The sequence below is a fragment of the Leifsonia sp. NPDC058194 genome (assembly GCF_042883605.1).
Taxonomy (GTDB): Bacteria; Actinomycetota; Actinomycetes; order Actinomycetales; family Microbacteriaceae; genus Leifsonia.
In genome coordinates, this window is record NZ_JBHVVL010000002.1 from 117,233 (window position 1) to 138,334 (window position 21,102).

18 protein-coding genes and 1 tRNA gene are annotated in these 21,102 nt (G+C 71.1%); 13 read left to right on the top strand and 6 right to left on the bottom strand.

Going from position 1 to position 21,102, the window contains the following annotated elements:
* Positions 1–20 precede the first annotated feature (20 nt).
* Positions 21–1,076: a 3-isopropylmalate dehydrogenase gene (locus ACFVU2_RS07325; RefSeq protein ID WP_387872578.1), complete on the top strand. Its 1,056-nt coding sequence runs from the start codon at positions 21–23 to the stop codon at positions 1,074–1,076.
* A gap of 38 nt (positions 1,077–1,114) precedes the next feature.
* Entirely contained in the window at positions 1,115–2,245 is a 1,131-nt protein-coding gene (locus tag ACFVU2_RS07330) for a branched-chain amino acid aminotransferase (RefSeq protein ID WP_387872579.1), read from the top strand.
* Between the two features lie 133 nt (positions 2,246–2,378).
* Here the strand turns inward: ACFVU2_RS07330 and ACFVU2_RS07335 are convergent, their stop codons facing one another.
* Positions 2,379–3,428 (bottom strand): aminotransferase class V-fold PLP-dependent enzyme, encoded by a 1,050-nt coding sequence (locus tag ACFVU2_RS07335; protein WP_387872581.1) that lies wholly within the window; start codon positions 3,426–3,428, stop codon positions 2,379–2,381.
* An 82-nt stretch (positions 3,429–3,510) separates the two neighbouring features.
* Here ACFVU2_RS07335 and ACFVU2_RS07340 point away from each other — a divergent pair, with 82 nt between their 5' ends.
* From ACFVU2_RS07340 to ACFVU2_RS07375, 8 genes are all read left to right on the top strand, one after another.
* On the top strand, positions 3,511–4,455 hold the full coding sequence (locus ACFVU2_RS07340; protein ID WP_387872582.1) for a LysR family transcriptional regulator: 945 nt from the start codon (positions 3,511–3,513) through the stop codon (positions 4,453–4,455).
* On the top strand, positions 4,452–5,321 hold the full coding sequence (locus ACFVU2_RS07345) for a ketopantoate reductase family protein (RefSeq protein WP_387872584.1): 870 nt from the start codon (positions 4,452–4,454) through the stop codon (positions 5,319–5,321). The genes ACFVU2_RS07340 and ACFVU2_RS07345 overlap by 4 nt, the downstream gene beginning before the upstream one ends.
* Before the next feature lies 1 nt (position 5,322).
* The gene (locus ACFVU2_RS07350; protein WP_387872586.1) at positions 5,323–6,090 is read left to right on the top strand and encodes a fumarylacetoacetate hydrolase family protein; all 768 of its coding nucleotides are present in this window, start codon (positions 5,323–5,325) and stop codon (positions 6,088–6,090) included.
* A 13-nt stretch (positions 6,091–6,103) separates the two neighbouring features.
* Complete coding sequence (gene gltX, locus ACFVU2_RS07355; RefSeq protein ID WP_387872588.1) at positions 6,104–7,621, top strand: glutamate--tRNA ligase; 1,518 nt, start codon at positions 6,104–6,106, stop codon at positions 7,619–7,621.
* Between the two features lie 8 nt (positions 7,622–7,629).
* Positions 7,630–8,583: an NAD(P)/FAD-dependent oxidoreductase gene (locus ACFVU2_RS07360; protein WP_387872589.1), complete on the top strand. Its 954-nt coding sequence runs from the start codon at positions 7,630–7,632 to the stop codon at positions 8,581–8,583.
* Between the two features lie 58 nt (positions 8,584–8,641).
* Positions 8,642–8,713 (top strand) — tRNA-Gln (locus tag ACFVU2_RS07365).
* Positions 8,714–8,850: 137 nt separating this feature from the next.
* The gene (locus tag ACFVU2_RS07370; protein WP_387872590.1) at positions 8,851–10,341 is read left to right on the top strand and encodes a serine hydrolase domain-containing protein; all 1,491 of its coding nucleotides are present in this window, start codon (positions 8,851–8,853) and stop codon (positions 10,339–10,341) included.
* Positions 10,342–10,361: 20 nt separating this feature from the next.
* Entirely contained in the window at positions 10,362–11,057 is a 696-nt protein-coding gene (locus ACFVU2_RS07375) for an SDR family oxidoreductase (RefSeq protein WP_387872591.1), read from the top strand.
* A 30-nt stretch (positions 11,058–11,087) separates the two neighbouring features.
* Here ACFVU2_RS07375 and ACFVU2_RS07380 read toward each other — a convergent pair whose 3' ends face one another.
* The 4 genes from ACFVU2_RS07380 to ACFVU2_RS07395 all read right to left on the bottom strand — a co-directional run bounded on the left by ACFVU2_RS07380 (position 11,088) and on the right by ACFVU2_RS07395 (position 16,620).
* The gene (locus tag ACFVU2_RS07380; protein ID WP_387872593.1) at positions 11,088–11,414 is read right to left on the bottom strand and encodes a hypothetical protein; all 327 of its coding nucleotides are present in this window, start codon (positions 11,412–11,414) and stop codon (positions 11,088–11,090) included.
* 116 nt (positions 11,415–11,530) lie between these two features.
* A complete protein-coding gene (locus ACFVU2_RS07385; protein ID WP_387872595.1) occupies positions 11,531–13,282 on the bottom strand; it encodes a hypothetical protein in 1,752 nt (583 codons plus the stop codon).
* Positions 13,283–13,440: 158 nt separating this feature from the next.
* Positions 13,441–15,483 carry a fibronectin type III domain-containing protein gene (locus ACFVU2_RS07390; protein ID WP_387872597.1) on the bottom strand — a complete coding sequence of 681 codons (2,043 nt, stop codon included), beginning with the start codon at positions 15,481–15,483 and terminating at the stop codon, positions 13,441–13,443.
* A gap of 210 nt (positions 15,484–15,693) precedes the next feature.
* The gene (locus ACFVU2_RS07395; RefSeq protein ID WP_387872599.1) at positions 15,694–16,620 is read right to left on the bottom strand and encodes a Ppx/GppA family phosphatase; all 927 of its coding nucleotides are present in this window, start codon (positions 16,618–16,620) and stop codon (positions 15,694–15,696) included.
* A gap of 58 nt (positions 16,621–16,678) precedes the next feature.
* On the opposite strand from ACFVU2_RS07395, the gene ACFVU2_RS07400 reads away from it, so the two are divergent.
* Positions 16,679–17,536, top strand: coding sequence for a siderophore-interacting protein (locus ACFVU2_RS07400; RefSeq protein WP_387872601.1), 858 nt, complete (start codon positions 16,679–16,681; stop codon positions 17,534–17,536).
* 12 nt (positions 17,537–17,548) lie between these two features.
* Here ACFVU2_RS07400 and ACFVU2_RS07405 read toward each other — a convergent pair whose 3' ends face one another.
* Positions 17,549–18,220 (bottom strand): GntR family transcriptional regulator, encoded by a 672-nt coding sequence (locus ACFVU2_RS07405; RefSeq protein ID WP_387872603.1) that lies wholly within the window; start codon positions 18,218–18,220, stop codon positions 17,549–17,551.
* Positions 18,221–18,503: 283 nt separating this feature from the next.
* On the opposite strand from ACFVU2_RS07405, the gene ACFVU2_RS07410 reads away from it, so the two are divergent.
* Positions 18,504–19,778 carry a Gfo/Idh/MocA family protein gene (locus tag ACFVU2_RS07410; protein WP_387872605.1) on the top strand — a complete coding sequence of 425 codons (1,275 nt, stop codon included), beginning with the start codon at positions 18,504–18,506 and terminating at the stop codon, positions 19,776–19,778.
* A gap of 60 nt (positions 19,779–19,838) precedes the next feature.
* Positions 19,839–21,083: an extracellular solute-binding protein gene (locus tag ACFVU2_RS07415; protein WP_387872607.1), complete on the top strand. Its 1,245-nt coding sequence runs from the start codon at positions 19,839–19,841 to the stop codon at positions 21,081–21,083.
* The last annotated feature ends 19 nt before the right edge of the window (positions 21,084–21,102 follow it).

Consider the following 21,102-nt stretch of genomic DNA (forward strand, 5'->3'; position numbering starts at 1 on the left):
CTCGACCACGCAGGAGTGCCATGTCCCAGACCGTCAAGCTCGCCGTCATCCCCGGAGACGGAATCGGCCCGGAGGTGATCGCGGAAGCGGTCAAGGTCCTCGACGCGGTGAGCGCCGGGAGCGACCTCGCATTCGAGAAGACGCACTTCTCGCTCGGGGCCGACCGCTACCTGGCCACCGGCGACGTGCTGACGGACGACGACCTCGCGGCGATCTCGGCGCACGATGCCATCCTGCTCGGCGCCGTCGGCGGCAAGCCCGGAGACCCCCGGCTGGCCGGAGCGAACATCGAACGCGGCCTGCTGCTGAAACTGCGCTTCTCGCTCGACCACTACGTGAACCTGCGCCCGACGACGCTCTTCCCCGGCATCGCCAGCCCGCTCGCGGACCCGGGAGAGGTCGACTTCGTCGTCGTCCGCGAGGGCACGGAAGGGCCGTACGTCGGCAACGGCGGGGCGATCCGCCAGGGCACACCGCACGAGATCGCGAACGAGGTCTCGGTGAACACCGCGTACGGTGTCGAGCGGGTCGTGCGCTTCGCCTTCGAGCAGGCCGAGCACCGCAGGCGGAAGCTGACGCTGGTCCACAAGACGAACGTGCTGACCTTCGCGGGCGGCCTGTGGAAGCGCATCGTGGACTCCGTCGCCGCCGAGCACCCCGGCGTCGCCGTCGACTACCTGCACGTCGACGCGGCGACGATCTTCCTGGTCACCGATCCTGCTAGATTTGACGTGATCGTCACGGACAACCTCTTCGGCGACATCCTCACCGACCTCGCGGCCGCGATCAGCGGCGGCATCGGGCTGGCAGCGTCGGGCAACATCAACCCCGCCGGCGCATTCCCGAGCATGTTCGAACCGGTTCACGGATCGGCTCCGGACATCGCCGGCCAGCAGAAGGCCGACCCCACCGCCGCGATCCTCTCCGTCGCACTCCTGCTCCGCCACCTCGGCGCCCAGGAGCAGGCGACCCGCGTGGAGCAGGCGGTGTCCGCCGACCTGGCCTCCCGCAGCGGGCCGCAGCGCACGACTTCCGAGATCGGCGACGCGATCGCCGCCCGGGTGGCGCAGAATTAGATCACCCTGCTACCACGCATGCAGCGCAAAGGACTCTCATGACTTCTACCAGCATCTCCCTCACCAGTGGCCCGACCGAGACCAGCGGCCTCCTGTGGCAGGTCACGCGCAATGAGGCGGCCCGCGCCGCCGCCGAGCGCGAGGAGATCCTCGCCGACCCCGGGTTCGGCAACCACTTCACCGACCACATGGTCGACATCTGCTGGTCGGCGAAGGGCGGGTGGCACCGGCCGCGCGTCTCTCCGTACGGTCCCATCCAGCTCGACCCCTCTGCCGCCGTGCTGCACTATGCGCAGGAGATCTTCGAGGGGCTGAAGGCGTACCGCCACGAGGACGGCTCGATCTGGACCTTCCGCCCGGAGGCCAACGCCGCCCGCATGCAGCGCTCGGCCTACCGGCTCGCGCTGCCCGAGCTGCCGGTCGAGCACTTCCTCGACTCACTGAAGCAGCTCGTCGCGGTCGACGGGGACTGGGTGCCGTCGGCTCCCGAGACGAGCCTCTACCTGCGCCCGTTCATGTTCGCCAAGGAGGCCTTCCTGGGCGTGCGCCCGGCCAACAAGGTCGCCTACTACCTGATCGCGAGCCCGGCGGGCGCGTACTTCAGCGGCGGCGTCGCGCCGGTGTCGATCTGGCTCTCCGACCGCTGGTCGCGTGCCGGCCAGGGTGGCACGGGAGCCGCGAAGACCGGTGGCAACTACGCCTCCAGCCTCCTGCCGCAGGCCGAGGCCTCCGAGCACGGCTGCGCCCAGGTGCTGTTCCTCGACTCGGTCGAGGGCAAGTACCTCGAAGAGCTCGGCGGGATGAACGTGGTGCTCGTCTACAAGGACGGCACCGTGGTGACCCCCGAGTCCGACAGCATCCTCGAGGGGATCACGCTCGACTCGATCCTGCAGCTCGCCCGCGACCGCGGCCACACGGTGGAGCGCCGCCGGGTGACGATCGACGAGTGGCGCGACGGTGTGGAGAGCGGCGACATCGTCGAGGTGTTCGCCTGCGGGACGGCCGCGGTGATCACCCCGATCGGCGAGCTCAAGTCGGACACCTTCACCGTGGGCGACATCACCGCTCCCCCCGGGGAGCTGACGATGGCACTGCGCCAGGAGCTGACCGACATCCAGTACGGCCGCGTGCGCGACCGTCACAACTGGATGATGCGCCTCGACGGCTGAGCCGGCCGCTAACGGAGGAGTCCTCGCCCGGCGCGCCGGGCGAGGGCAGGCAACGGAGGAGATCCCGCCCGAAACGGGCGGGATCTCCTCCGTTGCGTGTGCCGGGCGCGCGTCGCGGCCCGGATCTCCTCCGCTACCGACGGGCCTCCGCCAGGAGCACGCTCAGGGCGGCCTCCACGTCGTCCGGCGTGTTCCAGAGGTGGAAGGCGACGCGGGCGCGCCCGGCTCGTCCCGAGGCACGCAGACCGCCGGCGGTCAGGGCCGCCAGCGCTGCGCCCTCCGGGTCCGGCCACGTGACGATGGCGCGCCCGCGCGCGCCGAGGCCGAGCCCCTCGGCGAAGGCGTCGCCCAGCGCGGTCGCGTGGGCGTGGACCTCCACCGGGTCGAGCTCGTCGAAGAGGGCGAGCGCAGCGGCGGTGCCCGGCCACACGGGCCACGCGGGGGAGACGTCGAAGCGGCGCGCGTCGGGGGCCGGCACGGCGAGGGCGCCGTAGCACGAGGTCCACGGGTCGTCTCCCGCGAACCAGCCCGCCTGCACGGGCACGAGTGCGTCGAGCAGGGCGTCTCCCACCGTGAGGAAGGCCGAACCGCGCGGGGCGCACAACCACTTGTAGGCGTGGGTGACGGTCGCGTCGAACCGGGAGGCGTCGACCGGCAGCCAGCCCAGCGCCTGCGTGAGGTCGGCGAAGGTCCGGGTGCCGCTACGCGTGCAGGCGTCGAGCAGCGCGTCCGCGTCGGCGATCGCTCCGGTCGCCGACTGGACCAGCGAGAACGCGACGAGCCAGACGGTCTCGTCGACCGCGTCCGCCAGGCGCTCGAGCGGCGCCGAGCGCACGACGACGCCGCGATGCGCCTGGGCATGGAACGGCTCGACCATCGAGGCGAAGTCGCCTTCGGCGCAGAGCACGGTGGTCCCGTCGGGAACCGACGCCGCCACGAGCGCCGCCAGCACCGAGACCTGCGAGCCGATCGCGACCGCCTCCACCGGCACTCCCGCGAGGCGGGCGAACGAGGCGCGCGCACGGCGCACCGCCTCGTCGTAGCCGGCGGGGGAGGACTCGCCGGCCGCCCACCGGTCCAGGTCGGCTCTGCCTGCCGCGACGGTCTCGTGGGTCGGCAGCCCCTGGGTGCATGCGGCGAGATAGCCGGTGCCGGCGGGGAAACGGTGCTGAACGGTGAGCATGGAACAACGGTGCGGCATCCGTCATACATCGCGCCAGGGCAGGTATTCAATCGAACACATGCACTGTGCTTATGATTGCCGCATGCTGCCCGACGACCTCGACTCCCACAGCCTGCGCGTCGTCCGCGCCATCGCCGACGAAGGGTCGATCACCCGCGCCGCCGATGCCCTCGGCTACAGCCAGCCCGCGATCAGCCAGCACCTGCGCCGGCTCGAGGCGCGCATCGGCCTCCCGGTCGTCTCCCGGGCCGGACGCGGGGTGCGGCTGACCGAGGCCGGGCGCGTGCTCGCCCGCCACGCGCTCACCGTCACGACGGCACTCGACGCGGCGGCCGGCGAGCTCGACGACCTGCGCGGGCTCCGCACCGGTCGCGTCCGGCTGGCGGGATTCCCTTCCGCGTCCTCGTCGATCGTCCCGCGCCTGCTGAGCACCATGGAGGCGACCCATCCCGGCGTGCGGATCACCTACCTGGAGGCCGAGCCTCCCGAAGCCGTCGCGGCCGTGCGCGCGCAGACCGCCGACCTGGCCATCACCTTCAGCTATCCCGGCGACCGTGTCGATCCGCACCGCGAAAGCGCACGCGGCCTCGCCGTCGCCCCGCTGTGGGACGACGAGATGCTGGTCGCCCTCCCGGCCGGCCACCGACTCGCCGCGGCTCCCCGGGTGGACCTCGCCGACCTCGCGGGGGAGTCCTGGATCGGCGGCTGCCCGCGGTGTCGCGGGCACCTCCTGGAGCTGACGGCCGGCCGTGGCTACGAGCCGCGCATCGCCTACGAGACCGACAACTTCGTGGCGGTGCTGCGCATGGTGGCCGAGGGGATGGGCGTCGCGCTGCTGCCGGGTCTGGCGGTCGGCTCGGCCGGTGCGCAGCCCGGTGTCGTGCTGCGATCGACGGGCAACCGCGACCGCCGCACGATCAACCTGGTCGGTGCGGCGGGAGCCGATGTCGTGCCCGCCATCGCAGCGACGGCCGAAGCGATCACGGCCCTCGCCGTGGACGAGTGGCGGCTAGCATCGGTGGGATGAGCGACGACACGGTTTTCGCGGTGGTCGGACCCGGCGCGGTCGGCGGCCTCCTGGCCTGGCTGCTGCATCGGGCAGGGCACGACGTCGTGGCCGTCGGTCGGCCGGCGACGGTCGAGGCGTTGCGCGCGGACGGCATCGAGGTGCGCAGCGCGCAGTTCGGCGACGGGATCCAGCGCGTGCCGGCGGCCACGCAGGTCCCGGCCGGCGCGAGCGTCCTCCTCGCGACGAAGGCCTACGGTCTGGAGGCCGTGCTGCCCGACGTCGCGGCCTCCCGGCCCGTCGAGGTCGTCTCGTTCCTGAACGGCGTCGAGCATGTCGGGCCGCTGCGCGCGGCGCTCCCGGGGATCCCGGTGGCGGGGGCCTCGGTCGCGGTCTCCGCGCTCCGGCTCTCGCCGACGGTGATCGACCACCGCAGCCCGTTCGTGAACATCGAGGTGCCGGAGGCCGCTGCCGGGTTCGCCGCCGTGCGGGCGCTCGAGGGCGCCGGCCCGCGGGTGCGCGCCCAGGGCACGGAATCGGAGGTGCTCTGGGCGAAGTTCCGGATGCTGTCCACCCTGGCCCTGCTCACGTCGTACTGGCGGCAGCCGGCAGGCAGCGCCCTGAGCGAGGACCCGGAGCTGACCGAGGCCGTCGTCGCCGAGATCGTCGCGTGCTCGACGGCGGAGGGCGTGCCCGCCTCCGCTCTCGATCTCATGCGGGTGCTCGGCACCGTCCCGGGCGGGATGCGCACGTCGCTGCAGGAGGACCTCGCCGCGGGCACGCCGAGCGAGCTCGACGCCATCGGCGGCGCGCTGCTGCGGATCGGGGAGCGGGACGGCGTGCCGACGCCCGCCATCGCCCGGATCGTGGCGGCGCTAGGCTCGTAGGGTGAAGATCGCACGGTTCAGCCACGAAGGCGCCATCGACTACGGAATCGTCGACGAGGACGCCCTCGTCGTCCTCGCCGGAGACCCCATGTTCTCCGGCTTCGACACCACGGGAGAGCGCGTCCCGCTCGGGAAGGTCGGTGCGCTGCTCGCGCCGGTCATCCCACGCTCCAAGGTGGTCGCGGTCGGCAAGAACTACCGGGAGCACGCCGCCGAGATGGGCGGGGAGGCCCCCGAGGAGCCCCTGCTGTTCCTCAAGCCGAACACCGCTGTGATCGGCCTGGGCGACGCCATCCTGCTGCCGCCGCAGTCTCAGCAGGTGGAGTTCGAGGGCGAGCTGGCCGTGGTGATCGGCAAGATCGCGCGCAACGTGCCCGCCGAGAAGGCGCACGAGCACATCTTCGGCTACACCGTCGCCAACGACGTCACCGCCCGCGACCTGCAGAAGAAGGACGGGCAGTGGGCGCGCGCGAAAGGCTTCGACACGTTCTGCCCGCTCGGCCCGGTGATCGAGACCGAGCTCGACCCGGAGGCGTTCCTGCGCACGCGCGTCAACGGCGAGCTCAAGCAGGAGGCGCGCCTGTCGGAGATGGTCCACGACATCCCGTCGATCATCGCCTACGCGTCGAGCGTCTTCACCCTGCTGCCCGGCGACGTGATCCTGACCGGGACGCCCGCCGGCGTCGGGCCGCTCGTTGCCGGCGACACGGTCGAGGTGGAGGTCGAGGGCGTCGGCTCCCTCGTCAACCCGGTGCGCGCTCCCAAGTAGGATTGGACGCGGTATGTCAGACAACGCCTCGCACCCCTTCTCCACGGCCACCGGCTCGGACGTCCGCGTCCGCTTCTGCCCGTCGCCGACCGGCACCCCGCACGTCGGGCTGATCCGCACCGCGCTCTTCAACTGGGCGTACGCGCGGCACACCGGCGGCAAGCTCATCTTCCGCATCGAGGACACCGACGCGGCCCGCGACAGCGAGGAGAGCTACGGGCAGATCCTCGACGCCCTCACCTGGCTGAAGCTGGACTGGGACGAAGGGGTGAACGTCGGCGGCCCGCACGAGCCGTACCGCCAGTCGCAGCGCGGCGGCATCTACCGGGAGCTCATCGAGCGCCTGGTCGCCTCCGGCCACATCTACGAGAGCTTCGCCACCGGCGAGGAGATCGAGGCGCGCAACGTCTCGCTGGGCCGCGACCCGAAGCTCGGCTACGACAACTTCGAGCGCGACCTCACCGACGACCAGAAGGCCGCCTTCCGCGCCGAGGGCCGCGAGCCCGCCCTGCGCCTGCGGGTGCCGGACGACGACCTCAGCTTCGACGACCTGGTGCGCGGCGAGATCACCTTCCCGGCCGGCTCGTTCAGCGACTTCGTGGTGGTGCGCCCGAACGGGCAGCCCCTCTACACGTTCGTGAACCCGGTGGACGACGCGCTGATGGGCGTCACGCACGTGCTCCGCGGCGAGGACCTCCTCTCGTCCACCCCTCGCCAGATCGCGCTGTACCACGCGCTGATCGACGCGGGTGTGACGACGTTCGTGCCGCGCTTCGGCCACCTCCCGTACGTGATGGGCGACGGCAACAAGAAGCTCTCCAAGCGCGACCCGGAGTCGAACCTCTTCCACCACCGCGACCGCGGGTTCATCCCCGAGGGCCTGGTGAACTACCTCGCGCTGCTCGGCTGGTCGCTCAGCCACGACCGCGACGTCTTCTCGACGGCCGAGATGGTCGCCGCATTCGACGTCGCCGACGTGAACCCCAACCCGGCCCGCTTCGACGTGAAGAAGGCCGAGTCGATCAACGGCGACCACATCCGGCTGCTGGAGGTCGGGGACTTCGCCGAGCGCACCATCCCGTACCTCGTGGCCGCCGGCGTGCTGACCGAGCCCCTGACGGACACGCAGCGTGCCGTCCTCGCGGAGGCGGCCCCGCTCGTCCAGGAGCGCATGCAGCTGCTGGGCGAGGCGCCGGGGATGCTCGGCTTCCTGTTCACGGACGCCGCCTCCCTGGTCGTGGAGGACGACGCGCGCGCCTCCCTGCCCGCCAACACCGGCGAGGTGCTCGCCGCCTCCCTCGGCGCCCTCGAGGACATCCCCGAGGCCGAGTGGATGCACGACGCGATCGAGAGCGCTCTGCGCGACGCCCTGATCGAGACGATGGGCCTGAAGCCCCGCGTCGCGTTCGGGCCGCTGCGGGTCGCCGTCTCGGGTCGTCGCATCTCGCCTCCCCTCTTCGAATCGATGGAGATCCTCGGCAAGGCCGACACCATCGCGCGGCTCGACCGGCTCTCGGCGTCCCTGGTCTAGGGGGAGCGGTGCCCGAGCAGAGCGAGCACGCCGCCTACGAGGTCGTCGTCGTCGGCGGGGGCCCGGCCGGGCTCTCCACCGCCCTCAACCTCGCGCGCGCCCGCCGGCGCGTGCTCGTGGTCGACGGGAACCGTCCGCGTCACGCCGCGACCCTCATCGCGCGGGGCTTCCTGACCCGAGACGGCGTGTCTCCGCTGGAGCTGCGGCGTCTCGGCCGCGAGGAGGTCGACGCCTACGACAACGCGCAGGTCGTCTTCGCGCAGGTCGGCTCCGTGGAGGTGGACGGCTCCGGATTCCGCGTGCGCGCACGCGGGGTGCGCGGGGGAGCGGATGTGGACGCCGTCGCCCAGACGCTCGTGCTCGCCACCGGCGTCACCGAGACGATGCCGGCCATCCCGAGCCTGCGCGCCTACTACGGCACGCAGCTCCACAGCTGTGTCGAATGCGACGGCTTCGAGAAGGCCGACAAGCCCCTCGCGCTGATCGGCGAGTCCGCCGACCTCGCCGAGCGCGCCCTGCTGCTCACGCAGTGGACCGACGACCTCATCGTCTTCACCAACGGCGTCGCGCCCGTGAGCGCCGACGAGGAGCGCGCCCTGGCCCGCCTCGGCGTCGGTGTCGAGCGGCGCCCGATCGACGACGTGGTGGGCGACAAAGGCGTCATGTCGGGTGTGCGCCTGGGCGACGGCACCGTCGTCGAGCGCGCAGGCGGCTTCGTCCGGCCCGGCTGGGCTCCGGCGCTCGGCTTCGTCGACGACCTCGACCTCGACCGGGACACGGACGGCTACCTCGTGACGGACCGGCACGGCCGCACCTCTCTTCCCGGCGTCTACGCCGCGGGCGAGACGACGGCCCCCGGCCCGCAGCAGCTCATCGTCGCGGCCGGCTCCGGAGCGGTCGTCGCGGCCGCCGTCAACCGCGACCTGATCGGCATCCAGGTCGACGAGCGCGCCGTTTTGTAGTTCATCGCGCGCGTAGGCTAGAGTTGTTTCTCGTGCCCGGGTCTAGGCCCGAAGCCCTTGGGGTATGGTGTAATTGGCAACACGGCGGTTTCTGGTACCGTTGTTCTTGGTTCGAGTCCAGGTACCCCAGCAAAATCAAGCTCCGGTTAATCCGGGGCTTTTTTGCTGTCCGGCGCGACTAACCGATGGGCGATTCGTGCCGAATGTGGGGTTTGGGCGTTGCGTTGTCGACATTCGGCACGAATATGCGCGCGAAGGAGGTCCGCCGTGATCCCTCGTCCCACGAGACGTCGCCGTTCCCGTTCCGTCGCCGCGGCCCTCGCAGCGGCCGCGATGGCCGGCCTGGCCACGTCCGCGGCGGCCCCGGCCGCCGCGGTGGACGCGACCCCGGTGTCGGTCGTCCGGATGACGCCCGCGCTGCACGACGAGATCCAGCGGAGGGTCGAGGCGTTCCGCGCCGACAACGGGCTCCCCGGTCTGTCCGTGGCCGTGGTCACGCCGGACCCCGACGGGCAGGGGCCGGTCATCACGACGTTCGCCGCGGGCGTCCCGACGCTGGGATCGCCGACACCGGTCGACGCCTCGACCCAGTTCGAGCTCGGGTCCGAATCGAAGATCTTCACCGCCGACCTGCTCGCCTTCCTCGTCGCCTCCGGCCGGGTGGCGCTCGACGACCCGGTGCAGGACTTCGCGCCACCCGGGATCATCGTTCCCGACTGGACGGATCCGGACACCGGGGCGAAGACCCGCATCACACTGCGCGATCTCGCCACCCACCAGGCGGCGCTGTCGGATCTGCCGCCGAACTTCGAGCGCGGGTGCGAACCCGCCACGACGTGCGCGAACCCGCGCCCGGGCTACACCCAGTCCATGCTCTGGGATGCCGTGCAGGGGTACACCCTGCCGTGGCGGCCGGGCACCGACTGGCTCTACTCGGACTGGGGCTTCGGCCTGCTCGGGACGATCCTGGCGAACGTCGTGCAGGCCGTGCCCGAGCCGCAGCCGCCGGCCTACCAAGCGGCGCTCGACGGCGTGTTCCTGGATGCGCTGGGGCTGTCCTCCACGATGCTCGAGATCCCGGGACCGCGCCTCGCGACGCCGTACGCCGACGATGGTCAGCCGGCATTCCCCTGGGACAACACCAACGCCCTGAGCGGAGGAGGCGGGCTCATCTCCGACGCGACGGACATGGGCACCTGGGTCGCCGCACACCTCGGGTACCTCCCGGCCGGCGCACCGCTCGGCGTGCGCACGCTGGAGGACACGCTGCAGCCGGTCAGCACCATCACGCGGTCGTGCACCTCCACCACGCCGCCTCGCGGCTGCACGACGGTCGACTTCCGGATGGGGCTGGGGTGGGAGCTCAAATCGGCCGCCTCCTGGCAGGTCGGCGTCCCGTGGGCGTTCAAGGACGGCGACACGGCCGGCTCCAGCACCGACACCGCCCTCGCCCCGAGCTTGCGTGCGGGTGTCACGACCATGTTCAACAAGCACCGGGAGACGGGTGAGCAGCTCGCCATCCCCCTGCTCGCCCTGCTGGTCGCCGACGGGACGCCCGGACCGGAACCGCAACCGACCGCCCCGGCGACCGACCCGGCGGCGGCAGCGGCGCCCGCGGAGCTGGCCGCGACGGGGGTGACGACCTCCGGGCTGATCGGCCCCGCCCTCGGCGCCGTGGCGATCCTGGCGATCGGGATCGCGGTGCTCCGGCGGGACCGCAGACGACGCGCGACGCGGTACGGCGGTTCCGCCCGCTGACGGTCGCCTAGGCTCGAGGGATGACCTCGACCTCGCTACCCCTCGCCCTCGTCACCGGCGCCTCCCGCGGCATCGGCGCCGCCATCGCCCGCGATCTCGGCCGCACCCATCACGTGCTCGTCGGCGGGCGGGATGCGGCGGCGGTGGATGCGGTGGTGGCGCAGCTGCCGTCGGGGGAGCCGTTCGTCGGTGATCTGGCCGCAGACGATCTGCCCGAGCTGCCGGGCCTGCCCGAGCGGCTCGACGTGCTCGTCCACTCGGCGGGTCTCGAGGACGGCGGAACGGTGCAGGACACCGATCTGGCGACCTGGCGGCGGCTGTTCGAGGTGAACGTGTTCGCGGTGGCCGAGCTCACCCGCCGCGCGCTGCCCGCGCTGCGCGCCGCGCAGGGTCTGGTCGTCGTGATCAACAGTGGCTCCGGCCTCACGAGCGGGGCCGGAGGCGGACCGTACGCGGCGTCGAAGTTCGCGGCGCGAGCCCTGACGGATGCGCTGCGCGAGGAGGAGAGGCCGCACGGCGTCCGCGTCAGCAGCATCCATCCGGGCCGCGTGGACACGGACATGCAGCGCGCACTCGTCGCCCGGGAAGGACACGCCTACGACGCGGCGTACACGATCACGCCGGAGATGGTCGCGGCGACGGTGCGGACCGTCGTCGACCTGCCGCCGGCGGGGACGGTGGAGTCGCTCAGCGTGCGGCCGATGCGGCGCCGCTGAGCGATCCGGCCCGGCCCCGAGGGGCCGCTGTCAGCCGATCAGGCTCTGCACGGCCGCGAAGCCGCCGAACGCGATCACGAAGATCGCCAGCAGGATCCAGACGCCCATCGCGAGCAGATTGAGGGCGATGCCCCAGCCGGCACGGCCGCGGGCGTACGGCTCGCGACTCCGGGACGAGACGCCCAGGATCAGCCCGATGACGGGGGCGAAGAAGGTCCAGCCGACCAGCAGCGAGCAGATCCCGAGCACGAGGCTCGCGGTCCCGCGCCCGGTGCCCGGCTGGGGCGCGATGCCGGCCTGGGGCCGGGTGCCGGAGGGGGCGGACGCAGTGGGGTGGGGTGCAGTAGTGGCGGTCATGTCTTCCACGCTACGGACGATCACCGCCGACCGGATCGGCCGGAGGTGCCGTCGACGTCGTACCGGGAGACGACCTGCGCGGCCGGCCGCGTCATCCCGGCGTCGCGGCGGGAGTGCTAGGGCGTCGTCGTGATGAGCCGCACGAAGCGCACGGCCAGATCGTCCGCACCCGTGTCGAGCGAGAGCCGGATGCGCAGGTCTTCGGACGAGCCGGCCGAATGGCGGATGCCGGGGAGCGACACGGTCGCGGTCTTCCACTCCCCGTCGCCGGTGCGCGGGATGTCAGCCGATCGGCCGCCGGGATAGTCGACGCGGAACGAGCCCGAGCCGCTGTCGCGGAACGTCACCTTCAGCACGAGGTGGTCGCCGGCCGTGGCCGCGGCGAAACGGTCGTCGACGGTGAAGACCAGGCCTGTGTCCCCGTCCGCCGTGCTTGTCCGCAGCCCCTCGTATGCGGTGCCGTTGTCCGGCTCGAACACCTTCCGGTGAACGTCGGCATCGCTGCGGTGGGCGACGGAGCCCGGGACGTCGGTCTGCACCAGCCAGCGCTCGAGGTTCCGCACGTAGGGCCGGTCGATCCAGGTCGCGGGGTCGGCGAACCGTCCGGTGGGCTCGCCCGCCCAGTACGTGTCCTCCGCGTCACGGAGATCCGCCCACGCGTCGGCCGAGGTGGCGGCCGTCTTGCCGAGGGAGAGCCGCACCCAGTCCCAATGCGGGGCGTACTGCCGCAGGTAGGAGTCCGTGGGGACGACGTACATCCAGTTCACCCGCAGCTGCAGCGCTTTGAGGTTCGACTGCCGCACGGCGTAGTACGGGTCGTCGGTGGTGTAGCCGCAGGCGGTGTAGCACTCGTTCTCCGTGGCGACGACACGGGAGCCGTCGTGGATCGGCAGCGACTCGTCGACCACGAGGTGACCGTTCGGGAGGACGGACGACCCGTACGACGGGGCCTCGCTGAGATGGAAGTTGGAGAGCTCCGTGATGCCGGTGCGGATGCCGAGGCCGGCGTCCACGGCCTGCCGTGCCAGGAGGTCGTCGTCGGCGCCGAACGGACCGAACGGATAGTCCTCGCCGGTGAAGACGAGCTTGTCGGAGTCCGCACCGAAGATGTCGACCAGATCGGTCCAGGCGTGGTCGTACCACGACCGGTAGGTGGCGAGGTCCAGGCTGCCGTCGGCCGCGGCCGACCCGATGATGTCGTAGTCGAACTCGGCCCAGGTGAAGGCGCCGGGCACGTACACGAAGCGCAGGCGCGGGTCCGCGGCAAGGCCCTGCGTCTGGAAGAGCTCGCGGTAGGTGTCGAGCAGCGCCGACCACACGCACTCGTTCCAGATCGGCAGGTGCATCTGCCCGTCGTAGTCGGGCCCGATCGGGGTGACGCCGCAGCGCTCGGCGACCCACGTCGGCGCCCAGTCCTCACCGCTCGCGAACAGGCGCATCCAGAACGGTCCGTCGGTGGCGAGCTGGTCGTTCAGCGATGCGAACTCCATCTCCTGAGCCCCGCCGGTCGCGTCACGATCGATCGGGCCGCCCTGTGCGGGCTGCACTTGGCGCCACGTCGCATCGACCGAGCGGACGGCGACGCGGTCGGCGGGGGACGCCTGCTCGGAGAAGAACCCCGACGCGGCGGTCGGACGCACCCCGGCGGGGAGGGTCCAGTCGTCGCCCTCACGGACGGTCACCCCGGAGGGACCCGCCGTCACGAACGGCCGATCCGGGCCGTCGTCCAGACGGGGCGAGCCGCTGGTCGCCGTCGACGGAGGGGGCGCGGACGGGGTGCAGGCGACGAGCGCCATCGTCGCTGTCGCGAGAAGCGCAGCGGCGACGAGCAGTCGGGTGCGGGGGCGTCGGGGTCTCGGGGAGGCCATCCCCGGACACTAACGGGCTGGTGCGAAACGGTCCACGGAACGCAGGAAAATGCGCACCGACGGTGAGCGTCCGCGGCCCGGACCGCCGCACGACGAAGCGCCCTCCCGTGCGGCACGGGAGGGCGCTGTCCGGGAATCGGACGCGACGTCGAACGGCCTCAGCTGTGACCGTGGACCGACCGGCGGCGGCGGAGCACCGCCACGACGCCGGTGGCGACGGCGGCGAGGGCGACCAGCGCGGCGGGCAGGACCCAGCCCGACTCGGAGCCGGTCTGCGCGATCTCTGTCGTGACACCGGGCGTCTCGGCCGGCGGGTCGACGACCGGGGGAGCGGCCTTCGCGAGCGTGATGCGATCCACCTCGGTCATGTCCGTCGTCCGGTACGTGGTGAACGTCACCGTATTGCCGCTGAACGCGACGTTCGAGACGTTCGCGACGTACTCCTGGTTCTTCACCGCGACGTAGTCGAAATCGTGGTCCTCGACGACGTCGTAGAACTTGTGCCCGCTGGAGTTGTTGCCCGTGATGTAGAGCACTTCGCCGGGAGCAGGTGTGAGGGTCCCCTCGAGCGACCGGTTGCTCGGCTCCGATCCGTTCATGAGGAAGGTGCGCGTGTAGGTGTGGTCGTGCCCCATCAGGACGAAGTCGATCCCGAGTTCGCTGAACACGGGAGGGAGCTCGGCGCGCCGCTTGATGGTGTCGTCGTCGAGAGCGTGGTCGGCGACGCTGAACACGGATTGGTGGAACGTCACCACCTTCCATCGCGCTTTCGCGCCGTGCTCGGCGACGACCGTGCGGAGGAACTCGGCGTGGTTGGCGTTGTCCTCGTTGTTGGTGTTCAGCGACAGGTAGAGGACGTCGTTGTAGGTGAACCAGTAGTCACCTCCCGAGCCTTCGCCCGCGGAGGCGCCGCCGTAGTTGTCATCGATGTTCGGCATGAAGAAGTGCTGCCGGTAGGCGATGCTCTCGTTGTCGTGGTTGCCGATGTTGGTCGCGAGCGGGGTGGTCCGCATGAGTTCCGGAGCGAGGAAGGCCGAGGTCTGCGCCTCGTTCCCGGCGTTCTCGCCCTGGTCTCCCGCCGAGAGGATGAAGCTCGATCCGGGGAACGTCGCGTCGGCCTTCGTGATGGTGTCGGTCCAGCCGGCCTGATCGTCGACCAGGTCGGTGGCGCCGATCTGCGGGTCGCCGACGAACGTGAAGTGGTAGTCGGACGAGAACGTCCCCGTGCCGAACCGGTGGGAGCGTGACCAGCCGTGATCGGCGCTGCCGACGCGGTACAGGTACTCGGTGTTCTCCATGAGACCGGTGACGGTGGAGTGATGCCACTGCTGCGAGTGCTTCGCATCGCCCGAGGTCGACGGGAAGGCCTGCACCGCTCCTGCGGGGAACGACTCGGCATCGGCGACGGAGGCGGGCACGACCTGCACGACCTCGTCGGCACCCGAGTCGGAGTACCAGGTGAGGTTCCGCTGGGTCTCGTCGGAGCCGACCTGGAGACTGAGGGCGGAGATCTGCGACGGCGCGGACCGGCTGACTGCCCAGAGGGTGTCGAACTCGAAGAAGACGTCCGGGCTCTCGGGCGTCGCCTGGTGGACGGCCACGGCCACGGTGTTCGTCCCGGGCCGGAGCACGGACGCGTCGATCGCGAAGTCGGCCACGGCCGGCGCGTCGATCTCACGGCTGCCGTAGGTCAGGTTGCCCGTGACCCCGTCGTCGTTCGCACCGCCGACCTTCACCCCGTTGATGTAGACCTCGAGGGCGTCGTCGTAGACGACGGACGCCTCCAGTCGCGCGATGTCGGCCAGCCGCTCGTCGGTGAGGTCGAAGCTGGAGCGAAAGAACAGGGCGGGGATGTTGATCGTGTGGGCGTCGTCGACATACTGTGCCGTCTGGGTGCGGATGCGGTAGTCGCTCCCGATGTCCTCCGTCGCACCGTACGCGGAGCCGAAGCCCTTGACGCCCTCCAGCCAGGCGGAGTCGTCGTAGTCTCCGCGCGTCCACGCGAGCGGATCGGTCGGGGTGCCGGGATCGACGTTCGTGTCGAGGTAGCGCCAGCGCGTCGTGTCCTTGAAGAGGAGGGGCTCGGACTCGCCGAGCGCGCTCGCGGAGGTGCCGGCGGCGATGCCTGCAGCGGCGGCGACGGCCGCGACGATGAGCACGATGGTGGGGCGTCGCCAGTGACGCCGGGGGAGCAGGTTCATGTGTGTCCTCTCAGGAACGGGCAAGGTGCGACCGAGTATCCCGAGAGGGGTTTTGCGTTGTCCACGGTTCGGGCGAAGCGCACAGCGGCGCTGCGCGCTTCGCGCAGGAGGGGTGATCGAAGGTCACGGTTCGGCCGCGATCCGAGCCGGGGCGGGCCCGTCGGTCGTACGCTGTCCGTTTGCGCGCCGGGGGACCCGCCCTGCGGACGCTCAGTCCAGATGGTCGAGGTAGCGGAGGATGACGCCCTCCCGCAGGGCCCAGGGCACGACCTCCAGCTCGTCGACGTCGAAGGCGCGCATCGTCTCGCGGAGCACGATGCCGCCCGCGACGATCTGGAACGTGCGGTCGGCGGTGATCCCCGGCAGGGCCGTGCGCGATTCGGCGTTCATCTTCGCCAGGCGGGGCACCCAGTCGGCGAGGTCGGTGCGGCGCAGGACGGTGCGCTCCGTGCCGCCGGGGCCGGCGACGGTGGAGCCGGCCAGACGGGCGAGGGAGCGGATGGTCTTGGAGGTGCCGATGACATGCTCGTCCGAGCGACGCTGCGAGAAGAGCTCGACCGCGCCGGCGAGGGTCGCCCGGGCGTGGTCGCGCAGGGCGTCCAGCTGGTCGTCGCGAGGCGGGTCGTCGGGGAGGAACCCGATCGTGCTGCGCCCGGCGCCGAGTGGGACCGACACCGCGACCTCCGGGTACTCGTCGGAGCCGGACGCGATCTCCAGCGAACCGCCGCCGATGTCGAGGAGCAGGATGCTGCCCGACGACCACCCCGACCAGCGCCGGACGGCCAGGAAGGTCAGGCGTGCCTCGTCCTCGCCGGAGAGCACCTGCAGGTCGACGCCGGTCTCGGTGCGGATGCGTTCGAGCAGTTCGGGACCGTTGGCGGCCTCCCGGATGGCGGAGGTGGCGAACGGGAGGAGCTCGTCGATGCCCTCCTGCTCGGCGACCCGCATCGAGGCCGCGATGGCGTCGAGGATGGCAGCGCACCCCTCGGGGCTGATCGATCCGTCGGGGGTGATGTAGCGCATGAGCCGCAGCACCGACTTGTGCGTGGCGGCGGGGATCGGCCGTGCGCCGGGGTGCGCGTCGACGACGAGGAGGTGGATGGTGTTCGAACCGACATCGAGGACTCCGAGGCGCATGGTTCGACAGTAGTGCGCTCTCGGGATACCGAAATACACCCGCGATACGATCGAAAACATGACCCTTCCGCTCTCCGACGCCCGTCCTCCGCGCCCGGCCCGCTCGCAGCACGTCTTCGAGGTGGTCGGTACCGAACGGCTGACCCCGCATCTCGTGCGCGTCGTGATCGGCGGTCCGGCGTTCGACGCGTTCATCGCGGAAGCGGACCCGGCGAAGTTCGCGACGACGGACACGTACGTCAAGCTGCTGATGGCGAAGCCCGGGCTCGGGCTGCGCCCGCCATACGACCTCGACGCCCTGCGCGGTGAGCTGGCCCCGGAGGACCTCCCGGTGCGCCGCACCTACACCGTGCGCGAGATCGACGCGGCGGCCAAGACCCTCGCGATCGACTTCGTCGTGCACGGCGACGAGGGCGTCGCGGGACCGTGGGCCGCCTCGGCGCAGCCCGGCGACCTGCTGGCGCTCTCCGGCCCGGGCGGGATGTACGCGCCGACCGAGGACGAGTCGGTCGAGCACCTCCTGATCGGCGACGACAGCGCCCTGCCCGCGGTGGCGGCCGCCCTCGACGGGATGCCCGCGCACGCGCGCGGACTCGCCGTGATCGAGGTCGGCGGCGCGGCGGACCAGCTCGAGCTCGCGCACCCGCAGGGCATCGAGGTGCGCTGGGTGCACCGCGGCGACGCCGTGGCGGGGGAGCGGCTCGTGGAGGCCGTGCGCGGCCTGCCGCGCCCGGCCGGCCCGGTGCAGGTCTTCGCCCACGGCGAGCGGACGGCGATGAAGGGTGTGCGCGCCGTGCTGCAGGGCTGGGGGCTCACCCGCGACGACTTCTCGCTCTCCGCCTACTGGGCGCTGGGCCGCGCCGAGGACACGTTCCAGGCCGAGAAGCGGCTGCCGGTCGGCGACCTGTTCGCCTGACCGGGCGGTCCGTCAGCCGGCGGAGTCGCCCGCGCCGGCGGGATGGGACACCGCGTTGATGCGGTCGGCGGCGATCTCGACGTGGTCCGCCATCGCCGCTTCGGCGCGCGCGGGGTCTCCGCTGGCGAGCGCGTCGACGAGGGCCTCGTGCGAGCGGGCGTGTGCGACCAGCTCGTCGGCGGCGAGCGAGCCGTTGGCGGCGCGCAGGAACCCGTTGATGCGACTCCGCAGCTGGGACGCGATGGTGAGGAGGGTGCGGTTGTCGGCCATCTCCCACAGGGTCTCGTGGAACCGGCTGTCGAGGGCGAACATGCTCTCGAGCTGCTCCTTCTCGGCGGCGGCGACCATCTGCTTGACGATGCGCCGCAGCGCCTGATCGGACTTCGCCGTCCAGGCCTGCTGCACGCTGCGGGCGACGTACTGCTCCAGCACGATGCGCAGGCCGGTGATCTCCTGCAGCTCCTTGTCGCTGAGGGAGGCCACGCGCGCTCCGCGACGGGGGGTCCGCTCGACGAGCCCCTCTTCGCTGAGCTTGGCCAGCGCCTCCCGCACGGGGATGTGGCTGACGCCGAGGCTGTCGGCGAGCTTGCGCTCCACCAGCCGTTCGCCCGGCTCGAGCCGGCCGTTCTGGATGGCGTCGCGGAGCTCGTCGGCGACTTTGGCCGAGATGTTCCGGTCGGACACGCTCCCGATTGTCATGGCTCTCCCTCCTGAGTCGAACGGTCCCTGGCGTGGGTGGTTCCGCTACAAGCTATAGGACGCGAGGATGGATTCGCGCAATACACCGTTCGTGTCCTCTGGCCGCGAGGCCGATTGTTTCGGGCGGGTAAAGCTTTCATCCTCAGGTCGTCATTTGCTACATGCTATAGCAATAATGCTATCGTGGGAGCGTTCGACGGCGAACCGCTCCCAGCGAAGCCGTCGGCCCGGATCACCGGGCACAGCAGATGAGAGAGCGCGAGGAACGATGCAGCACACGCCCGTAGTCGGCCGCCCGGTGCGGATCGCCGTGATCGGCGCCGGCAACCGCGGCCAGTCGTACGCGAAGTGGGTCCACGCCAACCCGGACCGGGCGCGCATCGTCGCCGTCGCCGACCCGCGACCGTTCCAGCGCGGAGTGATCGCCGTCGGAGACCCCGAGGTGCGGCATTTCGACGACTGGCGCGATCTGGTCGCCGAGCCGGAGCGCGTGGCCGACATGGTCATCGTCTCGACCCAGGACCGACTGCACGTCGAGCCCGCGGTCGCCTGCGCCGAGCGCGGCTACGCCATCCTGATGGAGAAGCCGCTCGCGCCGACCGAGCAGGAGTCGAGGCGCATCGTCGCCGCGATCGAGTCCGCCGGCGTGCTGTTCGGCGTCTGCCACGTGATGCGGTACATGCCGTACACCGACCTGGTGAAGAGCGTCGTCGACTCCGGAGTGCTGGGCGACATCATCAATGTTCAGCATCTCGAGCCGGTCGGCTGGTGGCACATGGCGCACTCCTACGTGCGCGGCCCGTGGCGCCGCGAGGACCTCGCGACGCCGATGCTGCTGGCCAAGTCCAGCCACGACCTCGACTGGATCCGCTACGTGACCGGCAAGCGAATCGCGACGGTCGCGAGCTTCGGCTCACGCCACCACTTCCGTCACGAGAACAAGCCGGCGCTCGCCGCCGACCGCTGCCTCGACTGCCCGCTCCAGGAGTCCTGCCCCTATGCGGCGCAGAAGCTCTACCTGCCCGTCGTCCGGGAGGAGGGCGCGGTCTGGCCGGTCACGGTCATCACCGACGATGCGACCGAGGAGGGCGTGATCGAGGCGCTCCGCACCGGGCCGTACGGCGTCTGCGTCTACGGCGCGGACAACACCGTGGTGGACAACCAGGTCGTCGCCCTCCAATTCGAGGACGGCACGGCCGGGACCTTCACGATGACGGCCTTCAGCGAGCAGGAGCACCGCAAGACCCAGCTCTTCGGCTCGCACGGGATGCTCGACGGCGACGGCGAGCGCGTGCGGGTCACCGACTTCCGCACCGGCGAGTCCACGGTCCACGAGACCGGGCCGACGGGAGCGGCGAACGCCGGAGGCGATCACGGCGGCGGGGACGGCGGCGTGATGAGCGCCTTCGTCGCCGCCGTCGCCGCCGGCGACCCGGGCCTCATCCGGTCCGGTCCGCGCGAGTCCCTCGACAGCCACCTGGCGGTGTTCGCGGCCGAGCGCTCGCGGCACGCCGGGACGGTCGAGGCGGTCCCGCGCTTCTAGCAGCACCACCAGCACCAGCGGCATCCGCCGCCCATTCCCACCCACGCACGAAGGAGCAGCATGCGGTACACGAAGACGATCACGGCGGCCGCCGTGGCAGCCACGGCGGCGCTCGCGCTGGCCGGCTGCAGCGGCAGCTCCGGCGGCTCGGACGGCTCGAAGAAGACGGTCACCATGTGGATCTATCCGGTGATCGCCGACGAGGCGAAGCACAAGACGTTCTGGGACGACACCGTCAAGGCGTTCGAGGCCGAGCACAAGGACATCACCGTCAAGTACGAGATCTACCCCTGGGCCAACCGCGACGAGTCGCTGTCCACGGCGATCGCGGCCGGCAAGGGACCCGACCTGGTCTACCTGATCCCGGACCAGCTGAGCACCTACCAGAAGTCGATCGAGCCGATGGACTCCTACCTGCCGAGCGCGCAGAAGAAGGACATCCTCGACAACGTCGCGGAGTCGATCACCATCGACGGCAGACTGATGGCCGCGCCCATCCTGACCAGTGCGAATGCGCTGATGTGCGACGCGAAGGCATTCGAGGCGGCGGGCGTCACCGAGTACCCGAAGACGTGGGACGACCTGGAGAAGCTGGCCCCGACGTTCAAGGAGAAGGGCATCTACGTCACGCAGTACTTCGGCTCGCCGGACGTGACGCTGAACATGACCTTCTACCCGCTGCTCTGGCAGGCCGGCGGCTCGGTCTACAACAAGGACGGCAGCAAGGTCGCCTTCGACAGCAAGGCCGGCGAGAAGGCGCTCGGCATGATCTCCGACTTCGCCGCGAAGGGTTACATCGAGAAGGACCTGATCTCGACCATGCCCGCGCTGGAGCAGACCGCGCTCGCGACGAACAATGTGGCGTGCACCTGGCAGTCGGGTCCGAGCGACGTCACGAGCTTCTGGGGCGAGGACGCGATCAAGATCCTGCCGCCGCTGACCGACGAGAAGCAGGTCTCCTACGGCACGGTCGGCTCGCTGGCCATGCTGAAGGGCGCCAAGGACAAGGACGCCGCCGGCGAGTTCGCCGCGTTCGCGACGGACGCCGAGAACTCGAAGAAGTTCGACCTCGCATCCAACTTCTTCTCCCCGCTGAAGTCGACCGGCGAGCTCTACGCCGACAACCCGATCCAGAGCGCGATCGAGAAGACCATCCCGACCAGCAAGGTCGGGGAGCTGCAGCCGAGCGCCCGCGCCGTCATGGGCGTGCTCGCGCCGGAGATCCAGGCGGCCCTGCTCGGCACGAAGACGCCGGAGCAGGCGCTGAAGGATGCGGCCGCCGCCGCCCAGCCGCTCATCAAGTGACCGACGGGACCGGACGGGG